Below are 21,845 nucleotides of genomic sequence, written 5' to 3'. Positions count from 1 at the left end.
TTTTCATTCTGTAGGAGCGAGCGATGAGGCCCCGAGAACCAGACACTGCGGTGTAGCTGTCACACCGCGTTATCGTTCTCCGCCTGTAGGCGCGAGGCTTGCCCGCGAACCAGGCGCTGCGGCGTAGCTGTCACACTGAGTTATCGTTCTTCGCCTGTAGGAGCGAGGCTTGCCCGCGAACCAGACACTGCGGATTATCTGTCATACCGCGTTATCGTTCTTCACCGGCAAGCCTGGCTCCTCCGGGAAGAACGATAAAGCGGTGTATCTGGTGCTATGCACCGCTCAACCCCTTGATCAGCAGATCCACATTTCCTTCCAGTTCCGCCACCGGATCAGCGGCGTCGACACTCAACACTACCAACCGACTCCCGGCCTCCGTAATCGCCGCTTTCACCGCGTCTGAGGGCTGCCGATGATGCAACACCACCGCCACATCATTGTCCTTGAGCGTCGCCTCCAATACCTTCAGCGCCTCTGGCGTCCATTCGGCATCCGGCCGTGCATCGAGCCCAACCAACTCCAGATTGAGTCCGCTGATCAGGTAGCCAAGGTGATCGCTGAGGCTCATCACGCTGAGGTTGTCCGTGGCAGCAAGGCGCGCTTCGCTGTCGGCGCTGAGTTTGAGCAACCGCTGTTTCAGCGTCGCCAGGTTCGCCTCGATCGCAGGTTTGGCCTTGGGGGCCAGGCGCACCAGGTCCGCCGCCATCACGTCGGCCATGCGTCCCATGTTGTTGCTGGCCAGCCACGGCTGACTGTTCAAGCCATCGACCTTGCTGCCCGGCTGCACGGCAATGCCGGGCAGGGCGCCATCCACTGGACGCGCGGCGTCGACTTCGATGATGCGGATGTTGCTGCGCCGGGAAATCGGGTACAGCGGATCGTCCGGCCACAGCGAGCGCAAGCCGATCACCGCATCGGCGCCGGTCGCCAGCTTGGCCAGCGCCGGAGCGCCACGTCCGGTGAAGTAGGCGGTCTGGCGGCTGCCAGGCAGGTTGGCTGGCGCCGCGCGCTCAAGGCTGACATCGGTGCCTCTGAGCAGCACTTCGCCCAGGCCGTAGGTGATCGGCAATGAAGCCAGCACCCGCAAAGGTTTGCTGCTGTCAGCGCCGATGGCGGTTGTGGCCAGCCCGCACAGGGCGAGCGCCAGGGTCAGTTGTCGCAGAGAAAATGACATTTATCCAAGGTTCCCTTTGAGGCTGGGGACGACGCCGCGCGCGATGGCGGCCAGGGCAAAGGCGATACCGGCCACCAGGATGATCGCCGCACCGGACGGGATCGGCAGGTCAAAGACAATCGGTGCGAGAATCCCGCACAGCGTGCTCACGGTGGCGATCAGTACCGAGCACCAGAAGAAGCCCTTCAGTGACTGGCTGAGCAGGCGCGCCGCCGCGGCCGGTATCACCAGTAACGCACCAACGAGGATGGCGCCGATGACTTTCACGGCGGCGACAGTGATCAGCGTTACCAGAATTACGAACAGATAATCCAGGGACTTCACCGCCACCCCGCGCACTGCCGCCAATTGCGGGTTGAAGCTGGCGAGCATGATGCGGTTGTACAGTGGCAAGGCCAGGGCCATGACCAGCGAACCGACGATGGCCAGCACCAGCAGGTCATTGCCGTTGACCGTCAGCACCGATCCGAACAGTACGTTCTCGAGGATGTGCACGTTGATTTTGCCCGCCAGGATCAGCAGCAGACTGGCACCCAACGCCAACGACACGGACAGAAACACACCGATCAACGTATCCGGCGCCAGGCCCGTGCGGTTGCGCAGGTAGTTGAGCAAGATGCCGAACAGCAGGCAGTAGCCGAACAAGCTGCCGTATGGCCCGGTGTAGGGTTCGCCCAGGAGGATGCCGATGGCCACGCCGGTCAGTGCCGCGTGGCCCACCGCTTCGGAGAAAAACGCGAAGCGCTTGACCACCACCAGGGTGCCCAGACCGCCCAGCACCGGGCCGATCAACAGGCCGGCGAGCAAGGCGTTGACGACAAATCCATAGGCCAGCGCCTCAGGCAGATAACCCGACGAGGCCCACCCCTGGACCATCAATCGAAAGGCTTCGTAACTCATCAGGCAGCGCTCCGTGGATGGGTCGAAAACAAGGAGAGCAGGCGATCGGGGGTCAGCGCTTGTCGTGGCGTGGCGTCGAACAGCACGCGGCGATTCAGCCCGGTGACGTGATCGGCCAGGCGTCCGACCGCTTCCAGGTCGTGCTCGATCCACAGCACGGTGATGCCCGCCGCACGCCAATCGTCCAGCAAGCGTTCGAACACGCGGATGCCGGCTTCATCAAGGGCCGACATCGGTTCGTCGAGCACCAGCAGTTGCGGCGCCGGAATCAGTCCTTGCGCCAACAACACCCGCTGACGCTCGCCTCCCGACAGCGCGCCCATGCGCCGCTTGCGCTTGTCCTGCATGCCGACCCGCTCCAGCGCGTCGCCAATCGCCTTCGCGTAGTGCTTGCTCAAGCCAAGGAACGCCGGGCGTCGCTGGCACATCGCGGCCATGAAATCGTCAACGGTCATTGGCAGGCCGCGATCGAATTCCAGCGCCTGGGGCACGTAGCCGATCGTTCCCGGCTCGCCTGGCCATTGCAGGCTCAAGCGGCCCTGGTGCGGCATCTGTCCGAGCAGGGTCTTGATCAACGAACTTTTACCGCCGCCGTTGGGGCCTACCAGCGCATGCACACTACCGGGCCTCACTTGAAACGTGACGTGGTCGAGGATGGTCGTGCGACCGAGGGTCAGGCTGATGTCGGCGAAATCCAGGGTCGGACCCGAAACCTGCAGGCGTGAGTCTGCTCGAGATTGCGCTGTGTCATTCAATGATGATATCGCCTGGCTGGACGCCTTCGCGAGCAGGCTCGCTCCCACAGGGGATTGTGCATCGCCCGGGATGGTTGCTTTTGATGTCATGCCCCGGACTCCTGAATCGCCCGCACCACGGTGTTGAGGTTGCCAGTCATTTCCTTTTCGTACTTGTCGGCGGTGTATTCGCCGTAGGAGATATGCGACAGCGGATACAGCTTCACCCCGGATTCGCGCTGGATGGTGTCGACATAGGTGGAGGGGAAATCCATCTCCGAAAAGATCACTTTAACGTCCAGCTCACGCAGTTGGTCGATGGTCTTTTTCAGCTGGCTTGGGCTGGGTTCGATGCCGTGGGCCGGCTCGACCACCGCAGTCACTTCCAGGCCGAATTCGCGCAGCAGGTAATCGTAGGCGGCGTGAACCGTGGCCACGCGCAACTCGGCGTTCGGCGCCGCGGTCAATTTGGCGAGGGCGTCGGCGCGCATCTTGCGCAGGCGCTTGCCGTAGGCGCGGGCGTTCTCGGTGTAGGTCCTGGCGTTGGCCGGGTCGAGTTTTCCCAGTTCACGGGCGATATTGTTGACCTGGGCAATCGAGGCGCTGATCGACAGGAAGGTATGCGGGTTGACCACTTTGCCCGCGCCACGCGCGGCGACGCCGGTGGCAGCCAGCAACGGCACGTTTTCGTTGGCCTCGATCACCGGCACGTTCGGCGTTTCACTGGCAGCGATCATACGGTCGGCGAAGTCGTCATGGCCGACGCCGTTGAGCACGATCACGTCGAGCCCGCTGATACGCTTGATATCCTCGGCCCGTGGTTCGTAGGCATGGGGATTGAAGCCGGCGGGAATCAGCGGCACCACCTCGGCCTTGTCGCCGACAATGTTGGCCACATAGCTGTAATACGGGTGCAGGGTGATGCCGATGCGCAGGCGCTTGGCCTCATCGGCGCTGGCCAGGGGTGTCAACAGGCAGGCCAGCAGGCCGATCAGTGACAGGCGCAGGAAAGAACGTAGCGATGAAATAGGCATGGGAAAGCGGTCTTCTCTCGGATGAAGGCGAAGGTTCAGTGCCGGTGCTGGCGGGTCACGCCGGCATCGAATTGCGCGACGACCTGTTGCCAGCCGGCGCCTTCAAGCGTGGCATCGCTGAGGTCGACAGGGGCCTTGAGGTCGGCGGCGCGGTTGAGCCAGATGTCCGGGGCGTCGTCGTTCGCACTCAGGCGCATCAGGAACGAGCCCGCCATGTCGACGCTCTGGCTCTGCCCGAAGTACGCCCCGGCCTCGAGCAATTGCCAGGCATGGCCACCACGACTGACCGAGCTGGCGTCCCGGGCAAAGGGGGCAAATCCTTCATCGGCGAGGCTTTCAGGTGTCGGCAGGCTGTGTTGTTCCTGGCGCAGCAGGTGAATCTCATCCAGCGTCACGCGTAAATCGGCGTAGATGCCTTGTTCGGAAGCGCTCAGATCGCGGCGGGCATCCAGTTGATGACTGTTGACGCTGCTCACTTGCGGCGACTCGCCGCGCCAGGCGACTACTGAACCTGCCACCGCCAGGATCATCAGGCACAACAGCAATACATAGAGGGTTTCATGGCCGGCGCCGGCCGGGCGGACGATGTGCGTGGTTGGCGTACTCATGGGCTTTCGATGTCCGCCTGGTCGATCTCGACTACGTGGCCGGGGCCTGCGTCGAACAGCACATAGAACTCGGCACCGGGCTTCTTGAAGGTCAAGGTCGAGTCGGCCCCGAGCTTGCCCGGCACCAAAATGGTTTCGTCGTAGCCGATCACGTCCAGGGTCACGCCAGGTGCACCGCTGCCGTCGGAAAAACCGCCGGTGCACTTGATCTGCTCGGCGTCGATGGCCTTGCACTCGCACATCGGGTTGTGCGCCAGGGCGCTGGCGCTGAAGCCGGCACTAAGTACCAGCAACGCGGCGCTCATAGGGCGGATGAGGTTGATCATGGTTTGCCTCCTTGGGTGGACAGCCAGGCGAGGGTGGCGGGGGAGGCCTGGCTCAGAGGAATGGATGCCTGATGCATGGAGCCGTCCCAGCCTTCCATGGTGATCCACAGTTCGGCGTCGGCCTTGGTTTTTGCCGGGACCGGCAGCATGGCGCCCATACGGTAGGGCGTGCCGAAGAAAATCACTCCGGCGGCGCGCAGGCTGCGGGGCTTGCCGATGCGCAGGTAAGTCGCCTTGACCTGCTCGCGACAGCTGTCGCATAGCGCGGCGTTGAAGCTCTTCATGTAGCCGGCCGGGCCATCGGGCCGTGGTGCTTCATTACGAAGTTCGGCCAGGCGCAGGCTCCAGGGGCCGACCTGGACTTCGCCGATTTCCCGCTCGCCCAGGCCCGTATCACCGCGAAACAGCGCGGCATCGGCGAAGTACTTGGGCATGAAACCCAGCGGCACCAGCAGCAGCAGAACGTTGATGTGGAAACGCCATTTGTGCCAGAAGCGGCTCAGCGTCGAACGGGTTGCGTGCGTGGGGACCTGGCTCATTGGCTGATCTCCGTGGTTCCAGCGCTGCTCGCCGTAGCAGCCTCGTCGCGTGGTCGTTTGTTGCTGCGCTTGAGGGCGTTGGCCGTGGCCAGGGCGGTGCGCTTGGTCCAGATCAGCAGGCCGCTGAGCACCATCATGCTCAACAGCAGGCCGAAGAAGCACCAGATCAGCTTGATCCAGATTCCGCCGAAATCACCGGTGTGCAGCGGACGCATGGATTCGGTCACGAACTCCAGGCTCGAGCGGTCCGACAGCAGGCGCGTGGCGGCGACTTCGCCAGTGTAGGGATTGATGTCGGCTGTCTGGAACATCAGCGGATACCAACTGCGCCCGCCCATCGACAGGTAGCTGTAGGCGTTGGCCGGCATACTCACAAAGCTCTCGTCGAGCCCCGGGATGCGCGCCTTGGCCTCGCGGATCGCCGCCTCCAGGCTGATCATCGGCGTGGGCGATCCATCGGTGGTGAGCGGCACGCTTTCACGCGGGACCACGGCCGCCACCGGCGCGGTGGAGATGGAAATCTGGTTATCGAACATGAACGCTTCGATCAGGAACCAGGTGCTGGTGATGGAAATAACCGCGATGAACCAGATCGACCAGATGCCGCTGAGGCGATGGAAATCTCCCCAGAAAATCCGTGCGCCTTGGCGAATGCGCAGGGTTGGCCGGAAAAAGCCTTTCCAGAAGCGCTTGTACACCACCAGGCCTGTCACCAGGGAGGCCAGCATCGGCAGGCTGAGGAACGACACCAAGTACCAGCCCCAACTGTAGCCGTTGGTGAACGGCACCAGCCACCAGCCGTGCAGGGCACGGGTGAAGGCCTGGAAGTTGAATTGCGGGGCGGGGCCCTGGATGGCGCCGGTGTATGGGTTGACGTACACCGTCAACTCACGCCCATCGGGGTAGTTGACGCGAACGTCCAGCGCGAAATGTGCTTCGTCGGGGCGGCTGATGCTGTCGACGATGATGTCGGGTTCGGCTTGCTTGATCGCGGCAACGATCTGGTCGTAATTGAGCCGTGGCGCGTCATCCGCCGGTTGGCTGGCACGCATTTGCGGATTGGCCAGCCAGACGATCTCCTGGCTGACCACCGCCAGCGTGCCGGTCACACAGACGATCAGCACGAAAAACCAGATCGGCAGTGCCAGCCAGCTGTGGACCAGGAACCAGATTTTTGAGCGGGATTTCTTCGACATGATTGAGGCGTCTTATATCGATGAAGGGCCTCTGCTACGGGCTTCGCAGCGATGAGGTCCATGGACGGTCCGGTCGTGGCTTTTGCCCACGCGACAGGACTGCATCTATATAGGACGGATGAGCACCCGAAATCCCGAAGGGTGATATGAAAGAAAATGTTTCGTGTTTCGTGTTTCGTCGTAGGAGGTAGGCTTGCCCGCGAAGAACGATAATGCGGTCCGTCAGGTGCACCGCGGCGAACAGTTCGCCGGCAAGCCTGGCTCCTACAAGCCAACAGTGCGTCAGCCTTGCTGAAACATCTCTTTCGCCCGCTGCTCGATCTGCTCCTGGGTCAGATCCTCTTTACGTGTGGCCAGGAACCACAGGTGCCCGTAGGGATCCCTCAAGGTCCCGGAACGGTCGCCGTAAAATTGATCCTTGACCTCTGACACCACGATGCCGCCAGCCTCGATCGCCTGTTTGTAGGACTTGTCCACATCGGTCACGTACAGATGCAAGCCTACCGACGGCGAGTTGTCTGGATTGCTCAGCGGCCCTTGATCGCAGGGTGTGCCGAGCATGATCGGGCAGTCGCCGATGCGCAGTTCGGCGTGGCCGATGCCGCCATCGGGCATGGCCAGGCGCATGACCTCGATGGCGCCGAAGGCTTTTTTGTAGAACTCGATGGCTTCGGCGGCTTTTTGAATGCCCAGGTATGGGGTGATGCTGTGATAACCCTCTGGAATCGGTTTAACGCTCATGATGGTTCTCCCTTTTCTTGTGGATTGAAGATCGCTCTCCAGCCGAACAATTGTAGGAGTTGCCGCAGGCTGCGATCTTTTGTTTTGATCTTCAGCATGTTTCAAGTTTCCAAAAAGATTGTCCCGACGCGCTCCGAACCTGAGGGTTCATCGACACTGTTCAGCCACCAACAGTGAAGCAGCAGATTGCCTGACTTCGTCACGAAGAAACCTTCAAAATACCCTGAACCCCCTTTGAACACGGACCCGCGCCATCAGGCACGGAAGCTGCAATGACCTTCGATAAACACTGGTATCGAGAGTCTTGCATGTCCCTATCTGCCGTTTATCCGATCAACCCGCCGGCCGCCCACCGGATCGCCGACGAAGCCGAAGCGCTGCGGGTAGCTGAACAGGTCGCCGCCATCCTGCTGGAGCAAGATGCGGAACGCGAGCGTTCACGCCAACGAAAAACTGACCGTCGGCGCCACCCCGGTGCCGCACGCGGAAATCCTCGAATTCGTCAAACCGACGCTGGCCAAGGAAGGCGTAGACCTGGACATCAAGGTGTTCACCGATTTCATCCAGCCCAACCAGCAGCTGGCGCTGAAGAATCTCGACGCCAACTATTACCAGTATCGGCCGTTCCTCGATGACTACAACAAGACCCGTCACACCCACCTGGTGCCAGTGGTGGGCGTGCACATCGAGCCGTTCGGTGCTTACTCGACCAAAATCAAAAACATCGCCGAGCTCAAGGACGGCGCCACCGTTTCGATCCCCAACGACCCGGTCAATACCGGTCGTGCCTTGGTGCTCTTGCACGAAACGGGTCTGATCAAACTCAAGGACCCCGGCAACACCCTGGCGACCCAGCGGGACATCGTTGAAAACCCCAAGCACCTGAAAATCCGTGAACTGGAGGGCGCATTGCTGGCGCGTTCGGTGAGTCAGGTCGACCTGGCGTTCGTCTTCGCCAACTACGCCCTGGAGGCCGGGATCGATACCAACAGTGCCTTGATCGTGGAGAAGGGCAAGAGCCTTTACATCGAGTTCCTGGTGGCACGGCCGGACAACATCAACGATCCGGGCCTGCGGAAACTGGCCAAGGCGTTGAACTCCGATGAGGTGCGCCACTTCATCCTGACTCGTTACAAAGGCCAGATCGCGCCGGGGTTCTAATCTTCGTCGCCTGGCAGACCGCTTCGCGAGCAAGCCCGCTCCCACCTTTTGACCGAGTTCTTCAGGTGGAACCTAGTCGAATGTGGGAGCGGGCTTGCTCGCGAAGGGCTCAACTCATTCTTGGATCGATTCCCGATTCCAGCAGTTGCGCCCCTGGTCCCTGCTCCCCCAGCACATCCCCAAAATTACGCAACGGACAGGCCTCCATCGACAAACACCCACAGCCAATGCAGCCATTGAGTTTGTCGCGCAACAACGTCAACTGATTGATCCGCTCATCCAGATCCCGACCCCACTGCGCCGACATATCCTTCCAATCCGCCGCCGTCGGTGCACGGTTATCCGGCAGTGCCTTGAGTGCCTCGCCAATCTCCGCCAACGGAATGCCCAGCCGCTGGGCCACCTTGATCAACGCCACCCGCCGCAGCACTTCCCTTGGATAGCGTCGTTGGTTGCCCTGGTTGCGATTGCTCCTGATCAACCCCTTGGATTCATAAAAGTGCAGCGCCGTGACTGCGACGCCGCTACGGGCGGCCAATTGGCCGACGCTGAGTTCCTTATGCAGGTTTTCCAAGGTGATCATTTGAAAAATGCCTCTTGACCTTTACTTAACTGGAGGTTTTACCCTGCACACCTTCGGATCGCAAGATTCGCCTTGCACCTGAGTGGGGGATTATTCATGCACGCGCCAGCGAAACATCGCAGCTTCACCCAACTGATCGAATTCGAAATCGAACCGCAACAGCAATCGGCCCTGGTGTCAGCGCTGTCGCGGCAGACCGAGCGTCTGGCCCAGCACCACAGCGGCTTTCTGAGTGCCAGCATCCAGGCCAGCGAAGACGGGCGACGGGTGCTCAACTACCTGCAATGGCAAACCCGCGAGGCGGGGGAGGCGGCGTTTCAGGCGTTCGAAAGCGGGGAACAGGATTTCTGGCAACTGATTCGCGCTCATCAGGCGAAGACCGTGACCTTCGGCTCGTTCCAGGTGCTGCACAGCCTGGAACGCAGCCCCGACCACGGGTTGCACTGCACGCTGGTGGGTTAGATCGACAGTTGCACCAAGCGCTCACCCTGAATGTTTTCTGCGGGCCGGCGTTTGTTCACCGCCAGTTCACCCATCTTGATCAGGCGCGTGCGGGTCACATTGCGGCTCAGCCCCAGCAGGGCGGCGGTGTGCACCTGGTTGTAATGGCTGAAACGATAGGCGGCGCGCATCAAGGCATCTTCGACTTTCTCATGCAGCGCGCCGGCCTGTTGGTCGAAGAGTTTCTGGAAGGCCCGGTCGAGCAGGGCTTCGGCGCAGTCGTCGACCTGGCTGTGATAGTCGTCCTGACGCTCGATGCGCATGTTCGACAGGCGCAGGTCATCGCGTTCGATCACGCCGTTACGGCAAATCAACAGGGTGTGGTGAATCACGTTTTCCAGTTCGCGGATATTGCCCGGCCAACTGTAGCTGCGCAGTTTCAGTTCGGCCTCTTTGCTGATGGTGATGTCGCCGTAACCCAGGCGCTGACTATAGGCATTGATGAAGTGACGCGTCAGCGGCAGGATGTCGCCCGGGCGATCGCGCAGCGGGCTCAGTTCCAGGCTGACGACGTCGAGCCGGTAATACAGGTCTTCGCGAAAGTGCCCGGCGTTGATGGCTTTTTCCAGTTGCACGTTGGTGGCCGCGAGCACGCGCACATCAATGGGAATACTCTTGCGCGACCCCAGGCGTACCACTTCTCGCTCCTGCAGCACGCGCAACAACTTGACCTGGATCGCCATCGGCAAGTCGCCGATTTCATCGAGGAACAACGTGCCCCCGTTGGCTTCCTCGAACCAGCCGGCCTTGGCGCTCAGGGCACCGGTAAATGCACCTTTTTCATGACCGAACAATTCGGCTTCGACCAGGGATTCAGAGAACGCACCGCAGTTCACCGCTACGAATGGCCGGTTACGCCGGGCGCTGAGATTGTGGATATGACGCGCCACCAACTCTTTTCCGGTGCCGGTTTCACCAATGATCAGCACGCTGGCATCACTGGGTGCGACTTGTTGCAAATGCGCCAGCAAGGCCTGGGATTTCGGATCTTCGAAGACCTGCGCCGTGGCGCGTATCGACGTGGCCAGAGCGGGCGAGGGCGGTAAGGTCAGCAGTTGCATGGGGGCACGCTCCTTGATGGGCAAGCTATGAATAGAAAGTCGGAATCGGCAGGGCCTGGTTCAGCGCCCAGTCACCCAGTTCCTGGAGTTTGTAATCCACCGGGTCGTGCAGGGTTTGCGTGCGCAGGTTGCGCCAATGACGGTCCAGGCGCAGCGAGGCATGGGTCGAACGCGCGCCGGTCACCTCGAACAAGCGGCTGCACAACTCCAGGCCATTGCGCGTTGCCGCGACCTTGGCCGCGGCGATGGCGGTGGCGAGATATCCGCGCTCCTCGGCACTGAGGCTAGGACCTTTGGCCCAGGCCTTGTCGAGCAAGTCGGCGGCACGCTCCACCAGCAAACGCACGCCTTCGAGGGCCACCCAGAATTCACCGTAGTGACCGAGCACATAGGGGTCCTGGCTCACTTCCTTGGCAGTGGATTTATGCCATGGCCGGGTTTCGGTCAGTGTGTATTGCCGCGCCTCTTCGAAGGCGCCTTCGGCGATGCCGAGGAACAGGTGAGTAAACGTGAGCTGGGCGATCAGCGGGCGCAGGCAGGCGAACGGCGTACTCAACGGACCCGGATCGAGCAGCAGTTCCGACTCTTCGACCCGTACCCGTTCGAAGGTCGCGCTGCCACTGTCGGTTTGACGCTGACCGATGTTGTTCCAGTCGCTGTGCAGGGTAATGCCGCTACGGCCGCTGGGAATGGCGGCGATCAACAGCTTGCCACCGGCGTTTTCATCCACTGCCGAGGCGATCAGCATTTCTGAATCACTGGCGCCGGAGCAAAAACTTTTCTTGCCGGAAAACTCACGCCAGCCGCCAAGGTTTTTCACCACGGTGCGGGTGTCCAGGGGGTTGAGGGCATTACCCCAGAACCAGTTCTTGCGGGCGGTTTGTTCAAACCACGGCTGCCATTGTTCGGGCCGGGCGAACAGGCGCACGGTGGCGAGCATCAGGTGATGGAAGCCGAACACATGGGCAATCGAGCTGTCGACCTTGGCGAACTCGCGCACGATGGCCAAGGTTTCACTCCAGCTCGCACCCAGGCCGCCGAACTGTCTGGGAATGCTCAACGCCAGCAGGCCGCTGTGGCGCAACGCATCGCGTTCAGTCTTGGGCGTACCGCCACGCTCGTCGCGCTCAACGGCGGTCAAGGCAAACCCGGCGGCCAATTGGCGGGCGGTCTGCAACGGGGATATCAGGGCGCTTTGCGGTTTGGCGGTCACGCGGGGATCCTTTTCTTGTGGGTCCTGTAGGAGCTGCCGCAGGCTGCGATCTTTTGATCTTGATCTTTGAAATCAAAAGATCGCAGCCTGCGGCAGCTCCTACAGGACGGGTGACGTCAGGCTTTGGCCGGCAACACATCATTGGCGATCATTTCGCCAAACGGTCCGGTGAGGTTGGTGACACCGCGACCGGCCAGGCTGGCATACGGCTCGGGCAACAGCGGGAACACCAGTTCGGCAAAACGATAGGCCTCCTCGAGGTGCGGGTAGCCGGAGAAGATGAAACTCTCGATACCCAGGTCCGCATACTCCTTGATCCGCGCGGCCACCTGCTGTGGATCGCCCACCAGTGCCGTCCCGGCACCGCCGCGCACCAGCCCGACACCGGCCCACAGGTTGGGCGAGATCTCCAGGTTGTCGCGACGTCCGTCATGCAGCGCAGCCATGCGCCGTTGACCTTCGGAGTCGAAGCGCGAGAACGACTTCTGTGCGGCGGCGATCGTCTCGTCGCTGATGTGTTCGATCAATTTGTCAGCGGCTTTCCATGCGTCTTCGGCGGTTTCCCGCACGATCACATGCAATCGGATCCCGAACTTCACGGTGCGCCCGTTGCGCGCGGCCCGCTCACGCACATCGGCGAGTTTCTGCGCCACGGCCGCCGGTGGCTCGCCCCAGGTCAGGTAGACATCGACCTGTTCGGCCGCCAGGTCATGGGCGGCATCGGAGGAACCGCCGAAGTACAGCGGCGGATAGGGTTTCTGTACCGGCGGATATAGCGCTTTGGCGTTCTGTACCCGCAGGTGTTTACCTTCGAAATCCACAGATTCGCCTTGCAGCACCCGGCGCCAGATTTTCAGGAACTCATCGGTAACTTCGTAGCGTTCGCTGTGATCGAGGAAACTGCCGTCGCCACGGTTCTCATCGGGGTCGCCTCCCGTCACCACATTGATCAGCAGGCGGCCATTGGACAGTCGATCCAGGGTGGCGGCCATGCGCGCAGAAACCGTTGGCGAAATGATTCCCGGGCGGATAGCCACCAGGTAGCGCAAGCGTTCAGTCAGCGGCACCAGCGCCGAAGCGATCACCCACGAGTCTTCGCAGGAGCGCCCGGTCGGGATCAACACACCGTGGTAACCGAGGCTGTCCGCCGCCTGGGCCACCTGTTTCAGATAATTAAGCGTTACCGGGCGTGCCCCTTGAGTGGTGCCCAGGTAATGACCGTCGCCGTGGGTCGGCAGAAACCAGAAAACATCCATGAACAAATCCTTAAGCGATTTTCAGCAGATGGTTGGGGTGCACGCCGAACAACGGCGCCGCGCGTTCTGCCGCAAGGCGGATGCGAGCCTTCAAGGGCTCACTGGTTATCTGGTAATTGGAGAAATCGGCTTCGGTGGCATACACGCCAATCGGCAAGGTCAAGGCCTGGAAGAAACTGAACAGCGGCCGCAGTTGATGATCGAGCACCAGCGCGTGACGTTCGCTGCCTCCGGTGGCGGCCAGCAGGACCGGTGTGTTGACCAGGGCATTGAGATCGATCAGGTCGAACAGGTGTTTGAGCAGACCCGGATAGGAGCCGCGATAAACCGGCGCGGCGACGATCAGCAAGTCGGCGTTTTCGATCGCTTGCAGTTCGGCTTCGATATCCGCTGCCAATTCCTGGCGCGACAGCGCCGCGCCCAGAGGCCGGGCAATGTCACCTAGCTCGATCAGCTTGCTGTCGATCGGCAGTTGCTCGGCCAGCTGAGCCAACAGCGCTTGGGTCAGCACCAGGGTGCGCGAAGGACGCCAGGTACCACCGGAGAGGGCAACGACTTTCAAGGGGCGCGACATGATCAGTTCCTTTTTAAACAGAAGCTCTGCGAGCAGTGGGTAGTCACCGGGTTGAGCAAGAGCTGTACCAATCCCTTGAAGCCCCGATTTATCGGGCTTTCAGCGCTCCGGGCAGGTCGCGCTGTTGATTTCCACGGGCTGTTTGTTGAAGGACTGTTGCCTGGTAAACAGTTGTTCGGGCAACAGTGGAGGCAATTGTTATAAAGCTTGTCTGTTATTCCTCAAAATACAATAAAACGATATTTATAGATCATTAAGAGATAAAAAGGCTGCAAACGGGCTGCATTAGAAAAACCCGATAGCGACTATCGAGAGCGTTGATTTTTGCTCGGCTAAAGGCGCGAGTAGCCTGTGTTCATTGCCCCGAACACAACGCCAGGACGCCGAAAATGAAACCTTTAATCGCCACTTTCTTGCTGCTCGCGGTCTCCGTAGTTGCCGGATGTGCCAGCCATGTTTCCCCGGAATTGCGCCCTTACACTGCTGAAGAAACCCGAGAGCTGGCGCTGGAAGCCCTGAATCGTCGCGGCTTGTCCTTCGATGAATACCACGCGAAAAAAGCCGAACTGCTCGGCGAGCCACGGAAAACCTTTGGTTTCGACAAGCAGGGCGAGATGAACGCCGAACGAGCTGTACAGCTGCACGGTCGCCAGAGCTGAGCCAAAACTGTACTGCTGGAACTTTCGCCTAACTGTCCATGGGTTTCCCCGGGCGTTCGCGATAGGGTCAATACCTGACTGACCCCGATGGACTGCCACCCATGACACTCTCGCTCGATCTGCTGCTGGGCTTTGCCCTGTTTGCCCTCGTTACCTCGATCACACCGGGTCCGAACAACACCATGTTGCTGGCGTCGGGGGTGAACTTCGGGTTTCAGCGGACCATTCCCCATATGTTGGGCATCACCTGCGGATTCTTCGTGCTGGTAGTGGCAGTGGGGTTTGGGCTCGGCGCGGTGTTCCAGGCGTATCCGCTGCTCTACACCGTGCTGCGTTACGTCGGTGCGGCGTATTTGCTGTACCTGGCGTGGAAAATCGCGCACTCCGGGCCTGTCTCGGACAGCGGCAAAGGCGAGCCCAAGCCGATCAGCTACCTGGGCGCCGCCGCATTCCAGTGGGTCAATCCCAAGGCCTGGATCATGGCCATCGGTGCCATCAGCACTTACACACCGATGCAGGGCTATTTCACCAACGTGGTTGTGATTGCCGCGGTGTTCGCCCTGATCAACCTGCCGAGCGTCGGTGTCTGGGCCGCTTGCGGCACGCTGCTGCGCAATGTCCTCAAGGACCGGCGCTGGTTGCGCCTGTTCAATTGGGGCATGGCCGCGCTGCTGGTGGCGTCGCTGTATCCGATCTTGCTCGATAGCTTTAGCTGACGCATTGCTTCAACCGCTCGCCCGATGCCTGTTAAGCTGGCTCATCAGGAGCGTTCCGACGCACTTTTAAATGAAGTTGTTCTTCTTTAACGGCATCCGATCAGGTATTGGTAACCTTCTGAAAACCGCACGCAGCTCATAAGGCTGCGTTTCGCCGTTTGCAGTCATGAGCTTCCTGATCCCGGAACACGCTCTGCGAGTCTTTTATGAATAAACGTCCGCTGTATTTCGACTATGCCGCCACCACGCCGGTGGATGAGCGAGTCATCAAGATCATGGTCGAGTGTCTGGGCTTTGACGGTAATTTCGGCAATCCGGCCTCCAGCTCCCATGCCTTTGGCCAACAGGCCCGGCAATCGGTAGAGCAGGCGCGGCGCCAGGTTGCCGAACTGGTTGGCGCCACGCCAGAACAGATCGTCTGGACCTCGGGTGCCACCGAATCCAACAACCTTGCCCTCAAGGGTGTGGCCCAGGCGCGCGGCTCGGCCTGCGGCCACCTCATCACCAGCCAGATCGAACACAAGGCCATCCTCGATACCGCCAGGCAGTTGCAGGACAGCGGCGTGGCGGTGACGTACCTGGTGCCGGATGCCGATGGCCTGATCACCGCGCAAGCGGTCAGCGACGCCATGCGCGAGGACACCTTCCTGGTGTCGCTGATGCTGGTCAACAATGAACTGGGCACGGTCAACGACATCCCGGCCATCGGCCAGGTGGTGCGCGAGCGCAATGCATTGTTTCATGTCGACGCGGCGCAAGGCGCGGGCAAGGTTGCGATCGACCTGGCGCAGTGGCCGGTGGACCTCATGTCCTTCTCGGCGCACAAGCTCTATGGCCCCAAAGGCATCGGTGCGCTGTATGTCGGCCCGCGTGCGCACCAGCGCTTGCTGGCGCAGATCCACGGCGGCGGTCACGAAGGCGGCTTGCGTTCCGGTACCCTGGCGACCCACCAGATTGCCGCGATGGGCGCGGCCTTTGCCCTGGCGGCGGCCTCGTTCCATGAAGAAAAAGCCTTGATCGTGCGCCTGCGTGAACGCCTGCTTGAGCAATTGCTGAGCATTCCGGGTGTGCGGCTCAATGGCAGCCTCACCCGGCGCATCCCGCATACCCTGAGCCTGACCTTCAGTGAAGGCGAGTTCAACTCCGCGGCATTGCTCGCCTCGATGGCGTTTTCCGCGACCTCGGCCTGTAATTCCGCCAGTAATGCGCCATCCCATGTGCTGCTGGCCTTGGGGCATGATGCCCGCACGGCGAGTCGCACCATTCGCTTGAGCCTGGGGCGGTTCACCACCGAGCAGGATATCGATCAAGCGGTACAGCTGATTAAAAGCGCCTGCGCCAGTGCTCCGGCATTCTGGCAATAGGGCAACCAGGCGCCGACCCTGATCGGCACTGAACAATAATGACAAGTGGTTAGCAGGAGTCACGATGAATACGCAGTTTACGATCACCGGGTCAGTGCCCCAGCGCCTGGCGCAAACCCGCGAGCTGATGAGCCGGGAGGGTATCCATGCCTTGCTGGTGCCGTCGGCCGATCCCCACCTGTCCGAATACCTGCCGGGTTACTGGCAAGGGCGCCAATGGCTGTCGGGTTTCCACGGTTCCGTTGGCACCCTGATCGTTACCGCGGATTTCGCAGGCGTCTGGGCCGACAGCCGCTATTGGGAACAAGCGAGCAAGGAACTCAAGGGCAGTGGCATTGAGCTGGTCAAGCTGCAACCTGGGCAACCCGGGCCGTTGGACTGGCTGGCCGAGCAAACCCCACAGGGTGGAGTGGTCGCAGTCGATGGCGCGGTGATGGCGGTGGCTTCCGCACGCACGTTGGGCAGCAAGCTTGAGGAGCGGGGCGCACGCCTGCGCACCGACATCGACCTGTTGAGCCAAGTCTGGAGTGACCGCCCGAGCCTGCCGAACGAACCGATCTATCAGCACTTGCCGCCGCAAGCGACCGTCAGCCGCGGCGAAAAACTCGCCAAGCTGCGCGAGACTTTGCAGGCACGTGTTGCCGACTGGCATTTCATTGCCACCCTGGATGACATCGCCTGGCTGTTCAACCTGCGTGGCGGCGATGTGTCATTCAATCCGGTGTTCATCTCTTTCGCCTTGATCAGCCAGCAGCAGGCGACGCTGTTTGTCGCGCTAGGCAAGGTCGATGCGCAGCTGCGTGCGGTCCTGGAGCAGGACGGCGTGACCTTGCGCGACTACAGCGAAGTGGCCGACGCCTTGCGCGCCATACCGGCGGGTGCAAGCCTGCTGGTCGATCCGGCGCGGGTAACGGCGGGCCTGCTGGGTAACCTCGATAGCGCTGTCAAGCTGATCGAAGGCCTGAACCCGACTACCCTGGCCAAGTCCCAGAAGAGCCTGGCAGACGCCGAACACATCCGCCAGGCCATGGAGCAGGACGGCGCAGCACTGTGCGAATTCTTCACCTGGCTCGAATCGGCCTGGGGCCGTGAGCGCATTACCGAATTGACCATCGACGAAAAACTGACCGCGGCACGTAAACGCCGGCCGGGTTACGTGTCGCTGAGCTTCAACACCATTGCCGCATTCAACGCCAACGGTGCCATGCCCCATTACCACGCCACCGAAGAAGAGCACGCGGTGATCGAAGGTGACGGCTTGTTGCTGATCGATTCCGGCGGCCAGTACCTGGGTGGTACTACCGACATCACGCGGATGGTCGCGGTCGGCACACCAACGGCAGAACAGAAACGCGATTGCACCCGCGTGCTAAAGGGCGTGATTGCCTTGTCCCGTGCGCAATTCCCCAAGGGCATTCTGTCGCCACTGCTGGACGCCATTGCCCGGGCGCCGATCTGGGCCGAAAGCGTCGACTATGGTCACGGCACCGGTCACGGCGTCGGCTATTTCCTCAACGTCCACGAAGGTCCGCAGGTGATTGCCTACCAGGCCGCCCCCGCGCCGCAAACCGCCATGCTGCCAGGCATGATCACGTCGATCGAACCGGGCACCTACCGTCCAGGACGCTGGGGTGTGCGAATCGAGAACCTGGCCATGAACCGCGAGGCAGGCAGCAGTGAATTCGGTGAATTCCTCAAGTTCGAAACCCTGACCCTGTGCCCGATCGATACGCGCTGTCTTGAAACCTCGCTGCTGAGCGAAGAGGAAAAACAGTGGTTCAACGCCTACCACGCCGAAGTGCGCGAACGCTTGAGCCCGTTGCTCGAGGGTGCTGCGCTGGAGTGGTTGAACACGCGAACTGCGGCCGTTTGACCGACTTTGGCCCGGGCGCTGTCTCCAGCGTCCGGGCTCATATTGTCGACTGGGCCCTAGGTTTTTAACTTAGGGCTTCGCTGACAAAGTCCAGTCGATCCTGGCCGAAGAACAGTTGCTCGCCGACGAACATGCTCGGTGCACCGAATACGCCGCGTTGCACGGCTTTTTCGGTGGTGTCCTTGAGGGCGCTTTTGACATCCTCGTCGGCGCTCAGGGCCAGGATCTCTTCCGGGTCGAAACCGTTTTCGCTCAGTACTGCCCCGACGGTGGCCGGATCATTGAGGTTGCGACCTTCGATCCACAGTGCCTTGAACAGGCAATCGACGAACGCGGCAAAGCGCTCAGGGTGGCGCATCTGCATACCTGTTACGGCACGCATGAGCACCAGTGTGTTGATCGGGAAGTGCGGGTTGATTTTCAACGGGACACCGTAGCGTTTAGCGTACCGATCCAGGTCTATGAACATGTAGCGGCCCTTTGCAGGGACGGTGGCCGGGGAGGCGTTGCCGGTGGCTTTGAACACTCCGCCGAGCAGGATTGGCACGTAGACCAGTTGGCTGTCGGTCTGTTCACAGATCTTCGGTAGCTGGGTATAGGCCAGGTAGGTGGCGGGGCTGCCCAGATCGAAATAAAACTCCACGGTTTTGCTCATGGTCGATGCACTCTTCTTGTTGTCGTAGGGTGGGGCGGATCACCAGCGTTCGCTCCAGGGGCGCAGGTCCAGTTCGAAGGTCCAGGCGTCGCGGGGCTGGCTGTGCAGGTACCAATAGTTCTCGGCGATGTGCTCGGGGTCGAGAATGCCATCCTGATCCTTGGTGGCGTACTTCTCGGGGAAGCTCTCACGGATAAAGTCAGTATCGATCGCGCCGTCGACCACGACGTGGGCGACATGAATATTCATCGGTCCCAGTTCGCGAGCCATGCTTTGTGCCAGCGCACGAATCCCGTGCTTGGCTCCGGCAAACGCGGCAAAGCCTGCTGCGCCGCGCAAGCCGGCGGTGGCGCCGGTGAACAGGATGGTGCCCCGTTGCCGCTTGGCCATGCGCTTGGCCACTTCCCGACCATTGAGAAAGCCTGAGAAACAGGCCATTTCCCAGATCTTGAAATACTTGCGGGCGGTTTCTTCAAGAATGCTGCAAGGCACGTTGGCGCCGATGTTAAACACGAACGCTTCGATCGGGCCGATGTCGCTTTCGATTTGCTCGACCAACGCAATCACATCGTCTTCTTTGCGGGCATCGCAGGCGAAGCCGTGGGCTTCGCCGCCGCCAGCCCTGATGGCATCGACCAGTGGCTGGAGTTTGTCCGCGCTGCGACGGGTCACGCAGGCAACGAATCCCTCTTGAGCAAACCGCTTGGCAATGGCGCCACCCGTGGCATCTCCCGCACCGACAACCAGCACGACCTTCTTATTATTCATTGCCTGGACCTCTTTAGTAAACGATCGTTAACTAAACGAACGTTATGCTACGATTCGACAGGCGTCAAGATCACGGAACCTGAGGGAAGGGCCATGCGTTATTCAGCCAGTCACAAGCTGGAAACCCGAGAGAAACTGCTGCAAAGCAGCGCGCTGTCGGCCAAGCAATCCGGGTTTTCCACGGTGGGGGTCGACGGTTTGATGAAAGCCATCGGCTTGAGTGGTGGCGCGTTCTACAGCCACTTCGCGTCGAAGGACGCGTTGTTCGCTTCCATAGTCGAGCGTGAGTTGCGTCAGAGCCTGGAGCGGCTGGGGGCTGATCAGGGGCGCGACAAATTCGAGCGTTGCCTCAAGCTCTACTTGAGCATGTCCCACGTCGAGCACCCGGAAACAGGTTGTGCATTACCGGCGTTGGGGGCTGAGATCGCCCGCTCCGATCCGCTGATTCGACAGCAGGCTGAGCACTGGATCTGCCAGCTTCAGGAAAGTTGGGCGCGGGTGCTGGAGAGCGACAGTCTTGCTTGGGCGATTCTGTCGCAATGCATCGGTGCACTGGTGGTGGCGCGAATGCTCATCACGCCGGATCTGCAGCGCAGGGTGCTGAAGTCCAGCCATGAGGAGATCGGCCGCCAGTTGGCAGGCCCCAGGACCTGACAACGGCTCAGATCATTTACAGATGACGATCATGCTGCGGCTGGCATAGCCCGCGGGGTTGAGTCCGAACGGATAATCACCCGGCTCTTCCACGGCATCGCCGGATTTGGCGATGACCTTGTAGTTCTTGGGGGCGCACGAGTTGGCGGCGCTGGTGTAGCACTGTTCCCACGAGGACGACAGCCCCGAACAGTTGATATGAATCCCTTTCTTTCCGTGTTTGATCTGGGGTTTGGCGGTCGCCGCGCAGCCCGCAACTGCAAGAACGGCGATCAGTATCAAAATTCGTTTCATTGCTATCCTTGTAGCGTTCCCGGATCTATCGCCCGGTCTGGCAGTATTCGCTTGCGCATGAAGCGTTTTGAGGTCCCTGTCCTGAAAAAGTCCATTTCTGGCACTGGGTTGCGGGCCTAAACATGGCCTAATTGAGCGGTAAATACCAGAGTCTGTGTAAAACCGGTCGTCAATCGGCTGCAACGGCGGGCTTGGCGGCACTGCCCATCGTCATGGTGGCACCGACGGAAGCCAGGATGATGCACAGGATGGCCATCCACTGTGACAAAGACAGGAATTCATGCAGGAACAACAAACCGGACAAGGCACCCACCGCCGGTTCGATGCTCATTAATGTGCCGAAGGTCTTGGCCGGCATGCGCGTGAGGGCAACCATCTCCAGCGTATAGGGAAGGGCCGTGGACAGGATGGCAACACCGATGGCGATCGGAATCAATGACGGGGTCAACAGCGCTGCACCCGCATGAACGATGCCGATGGGGGCGACGAACAGGGCGGCAATCACCACCCCCAGGGCGGCGGTCTGTACACCGTTGTCGGCACCAGCCTTCTGCCCGAAGAGAATGTACAGCGCCCAGCAGACACCTGCACCCAACGCGTAACCGGCCCCCAGTAGATCAATCCCTTGTGCCGTGGCCCCCGTCGGTATCAATAGCAGCAGGCCGACAGCGGCCAGGGCAATCCACAAAAAGTCGATGGCGCGGCGCGAAGCATAGATGGCAACGGCCAATGGCCCGGTGAACTCCAGCGCGACCGCGATACCCAGGGGAACAGAGCGCAGGGACATGTAGAAGAGGAAGTTCATGCCGCCCAGTGCCATGCCGTAGACAATGACGGTGCGCAGTGATTTTGCGGTGAGCTTCGCTCGCCATGGGCGCAGCAGCAACACCATGATCACGCTGGCAAAGGTCAATCGCAAGGTGGTGGTGCCCTGGGCGCCGATAATGGGGAACATGCTTTTGGCCAGCGAGGCTCCCGACTGAATCGATGCCATGGCTATTAATAGCAGGCCGACCGAAAACAGGGTCGAGGCAAGGCTGCGCGGCTGATCGTTCATTGGGAGGCACCGTCCGAGGTATGGAACTTGAGTGTTGTGCTTGGTATTGGGCAATATACTGCGCAATCGGTGCAGGCGCGTCTATATATAAGCGCTGTTTTTGTGTTCTCGATAGAAAAACCAGATCAATGCTTGACGGCAGATTCTGGAAGCCTATAATTCGCCCCACTTCCGGCGCAGTCGAAACGGAAAACTCCTTGG

General features: G+C 60.7%; 25 protein-coding genes and 1 pseudogene. 8 read left to right on the top strand and 18 right to left on the bottom strand.

From position 1 onward, the window contains the following. Positions 1-274 precede the first annotated feature (274 nt). The 9 genes from AC1Q8Q_RS23815 to AC1Q8Q_RS23775 all read right to left on the bottom strand — a co-directional run bounded on the left by AC1Q8Q_RS23815 (position 275) and on the right by AC1Q8Q_RS23775 (position 7,255). Entirely contained in the window at positions 275-1,177 is a 903-nt protein-coding gene (locus AC1Q8Q_RS23815; protein WP_492615567.1) for a metal ABC transporter substrate-binding protein, read from the bottom strand. Further along, complete coding sequence (locus AC1Q8Q_RS23810) at positions 1,178-2,077, bottom strand: metal ABC transporter permease (RefSeq protein WP_033041974.1); 900 nt, start codon at positions 2,075-2,077, stop codon at positions 1,178-1,180. Further along, on the bottom strand, positions 2,077-2,922 hold the full coding sequence (locus AC1Q8Q_RS23805; RefSeq protein ID WP_033041973.1) for a metal ABC transporter ATP-binding protein: 846 nt from the start codon (positions 2,920-2,922) through the stop codon (positions 2,077-2,079). Before AC1Q8Q_RS23805 ends, AC1Q8Q_RS23810 begins: the two co-directional genes overlap by 1 nt. Further along, a complete protein-coding gene (locus AC1Q8Q_RS23800; protein WP_151142958.1) occupies positions 2,919-3,845 on the bottom strand; it encodes a metal ABC transporter substrate-binding protein in 927 nt (308 codons plus the stop codon). The genes AC1Q8Q_RS23805 and AC1Q8Q_RS23800 overlap by 4 nt, the downstream gene beginning before the upstream one ends. A gap of 35 nt (positions 3,846-3,880) precedes the next feature. Continuing rightward, a complete protein-coding gene (locus tag AC1Q8Q_RS23795; protein WP_151142956.1) occupies positions 3,881-4,453 on the bottom strand; it encodes a DUF6162 family protein in 573 nt (190 codons plus the stop codon). Next, positions 4,450-4,779, bottom strand: a complete 330-nt coding sequence (locus AC1Q8Q_RS23790; protein ID WP_033041967.1) for a hypothetical protein — start codon at positions 4,777-4,779, stop codon at positions 4,450-4,452. Before AC1Q8Q_RS23790 ends, AC1Q8Q_RS23795 begins: the two co-directional genes overlap by 4 nt. Continuing rightward, positions 4,776-5,318, bottom strand: a complete 543-nt coding sequence (locus AC1Q8Q_RS23785) for a PA2404 family protein (protein ID WP_020795962.1) — start codon at positions 5,316-5,318, stop codon at positions 4,776-4,778. Before AC1Q8Q_RS23785 ends, AC1Q8Q_RS23790 begins: the two co-directional genes overlap by 4 nt. Continuing rightward, positions 5,315-6,514 (bottom strand): PepSY-associated TM helix domain-containing protein, encoded by a 1,200-nt coding sequence (locus AC1Q8Q_RS23780; protein ID WP_492615566.1) that lies wholly within the window; start codon positions 6,512-6,514, stop codon positions 5,315-5,317. Before AC1Q8Q_RS23780 ends, AC1Q8Q_RS23785 begins: the two co-directional genes overlap by 4 nt. Positions 6,515-6,796: 282 nt before the next feature. Then, positions 6,797-7,255 (bottom strand): VOC family protein, encoded by a 459-nt coding sequence (locus tag AC1Q8Q_RS23775; protein WP_020795964.1) that lies wholly within the window; start codon positions 7,253-7,255, stop codon positions 6,797-6,799. 308 nt (positions 7,256-7,563) lie between these two features. On the opposite strand from AC1Q8Q_RS23775, the pseudogene AC1Q8Q_RS23770 reads away from it, so the two are divergent. Then, positions 7,564-7,701 (top strand): annotated as a pseudogene (locus AC1Q8Q_RS23770) (SfnB family sulfur acquisition oxidoreductase); the annotation flags it as partial. After that, positions 7,676-8,416, top strand: coding sequence for a MetQ/NlpA family ABC transporter substrate-binding protein (locus AC1Q8Q_RS23765; RefSeq protein ID WP_492615565.1), 741 nt, complete (start codon positions 7,676-7,678; stop codon positions 8,414-8,416). The pseudogene AC1Q8Q_RS23770 and the gene AC1Q8Q_RS23765, both read left to right, overlap by 26 nt. A gap of 109 nt (positions 8,417-8,525) precedes the next feature. Here the strand turns inward: AC1Q8Q_RS23765 and soxR are convergent, their stop codons facing one another. Next, positions 8,526-8,999: a redox-sensitive transcriptional activator SoxR gene (gene soxR / locus AC1Q8Q_RS23760; RefSeq protein WP_020795966.1), complete on the bottom strand. Its 474-nt coding sequence runs from the start codon at positions 8,997-8,999 to the stop codon at positions 8,526-8,528. Between the two features lie 96 nt (positions 9,000-9,095). Here soxR and AC1Q8Q_RS23755 point away from each other — a divergent pair, with 96 nt between their 5' ends. Next, on the top strand, positions 9,096-9,461 hold the full coding sequence (locus tag AC1Q8Q_RS23755) for an antibiotic biosynthesis monooxygenase (protein ID WP_020795967.1): 366 nt from the start codon (positions 9,096-9,098) through the stop codon (positions 9,459-9,461). Here the strand turns inward: AC1Q8Q_RS23755 and AC1Q8Q_RS23750 are convergent. From AC1Q8Q_RS23750 to msuE, 4 genes are all read right to left on the bottom strand, one after another. Beyond that, positions 9,458-10,561 carry a sigma-54 interaction domain-containing protein gene (locus tag AC1Q8Q_RS23750; RefSeq protein WP_020795968.1) on the bottom strand — a complete coding sequence of 368 codons (1,104 nt, stop codon included), beginning with the start codon at positions 10,559-10,561 and terminating at the stop codon, positions 9,458-9,460. The genes AC1Q8Q_RS23755 and AC1Q8Q_RS23750 overlap by 4 nt on opposite strands. Before the next feature lie 25 nt (positions 10,562-10,586). Beyond that, positions 10,587-11,774, bottom strand: coding sequence for an acyl-CoA dehydrogenase family protein (locus AC1Q8Q_RS23745; protein ID WP_492598471.1), 1,188 nt, complete (start codon positions 11,772-11,774; stop codon positions 10,587-10,589). 116 nt (positions 11,775-11,890) lie between these two features. Next, positions 11,891-13,030 carry an FMNH2-dependent alkanesulfonate monooxygenase gene (gene ssuD / locus AC1Q8Q_RS23740; RefSeq protein WP_168758702.1) on the bottom strand — a complete coding sequence of 380 codons (1,140 nt, stop codon included), beginning with the start codon at positions 13,028-13,030 and terminating at the stop codon, positions 11,891-11,893. Positions 13,031-13,040: 10 nt separating this feature from the next. After that, a complete protein-coding gene (msuE, locus tag AC1Q8Q_RS23735; protein WP_168758701.1) occupies positions 13,041-13,604 on the bottom strand; it encodes an FMN reductase in 564 nt (187 codons plus the stop codon). A gap of 389 nt (positions 13,605-13,993) precedes the next feature. On the opposite strand from msuE, the gene AC1Q8Q_RS23730 reads away from it, so the two are divergent. The 4 genes from AC1Q8Q_RS23730 (at position 13,994) to AC1Q8Q_RS23715 (ending at position 18,216) form a co-directional block, all read left to right on the top strand. Beyond that, entirely contained in the window at positions 13,994-14,263 is a 270-nt protein-coding gene (locus tag AC1Q8Q_RS23730) for a hypothetical protein (protein WP_492615564.1), read from the top strand. Positions 14,264-14,364: 101 nt separating this feature from the next. Next, positions 14,365-14,979, top strand: a complete 615-nt coding sequence (locus AC1Q8Q_RS23725; protein ID WP_020795973.1) for a LysE family translocator — start codon at positions 14,365-14,367, stop codon at positions 14,977-14,979. Between the two features lie 206 nt (positions 14,980-15,185). Next, on the top strand, positions 15,186-16,343 hold the full coding sequence (locus AC1Q8Q_RS23720; protein ID WP_020795974.1) for an aminotransferase class V-fold PLP-dependent enzyme: 1,158 nt from the start codon (positions 15,186-15,188) through the stop codon (positions 16,341-16,343). Positions 16,344-16,407: 64 nt separating this feature from the next. Beyond that, positions 16,408-18,216 (top strand): aminopeptidase P family protein, encoded by a 1,809-nt coding sequence (locus AC1Q8Q_RS23715; RefSeq protein WP_492615563.1) that lies wholly within the window; start codon positions 16,408-16,410, stop codon positions 18,214-18,216. A gap of 64 nt (positions 18,217-18,280) precedes the next feature. Here the strand turns inward: AC1Q8Q_RS23715 and AC1Q8Q_RS23710 are convergent, their stop codons facing one another. After that, positions 18,281-18,871 carry a 2-hydroxychromene-2-carboxylate isomerase gene (locus AC1Q8Q_RS23710; protein ID WP_492615562.1) on the bottom strand — a complete coding sequence of 197 codons (591 nt, stop codon included), beginning with the start codon at positions 18,869-18,871 and terminating at the stop codon, positions 18,281-18,283. A 39-nt stretch (positions 18,872-18,910) separates the two neighbouring features. Then, the gene (locus AC1Q8Q_RS23705; RefSeq protein WP_020795977.1) at positions 18,911-19,639 is read right to left on the bottom strand and encodes an SDR family oxidoreductase; all 729 of its coding nucleotides are present in this window, start codon (positions 19,637-19,639) and stop codon (positions 18,911-18,913) included. A gap of 93 nt (positions 19,640-19,732) precedes the next feature. Here AC1Q8Q_RS23705 and AC1Q8Q_RS23700 point away from each other — a divergent pair, with 93 nt between their 5' ends. Then, entirely contained in the window at positions 19,733-20,293 is a 561-nt protein-coding gene (locus tag AC1Q8Q_RS23700) for a TetR/AcrR family transcriptional regulator (RefSeq protein ID WP_033045387.1), read from the top strand. A 12-nt stretch (positions 20,294-20,305) separates the two neighbouring features. On the opposite strand, the gene AC1Q8Q_RS23695 is transcribed toward AC1Q8Q_RS23700, so the two are convergent. Both AC1Q8Q_RS23695 and rhtA read right to left on the bottom strand, forming a co-directional pair. After that, complete coding sequence (locus AC1Q8Q_RS23695; RefSeq protein ID WP_033045385.1) at positions 20,306-20,587, bottom strand: hypothetical protein; 282 nt, start codon at positions 20,585-20,587, stop codon at positions 20,306-20,308. 169 nt (positions 20,588-20,756) lie between these two features. Further along, complete coding sequence (rhtA, locus tag AC1Q8Q_RS23690; RefSeq protein WP_020795980.1) at positions 20,757-21,644, bottom strand: threonine/homoserine exporter RhtA; 888 nt, start codon at positions 21,642-21,644, stop codon at positions 20,757-20,759. Positions 21,645-21,845: the final 201 nt, after the last annotated feature.

The sequence above is a fragment of the Pseudomonas sp. GW823-FHT06B06 genome (assembly GCF_058795195.1).
This window is presented reverse-complemented; position numbering and strand designations above follow the sequence as displayed.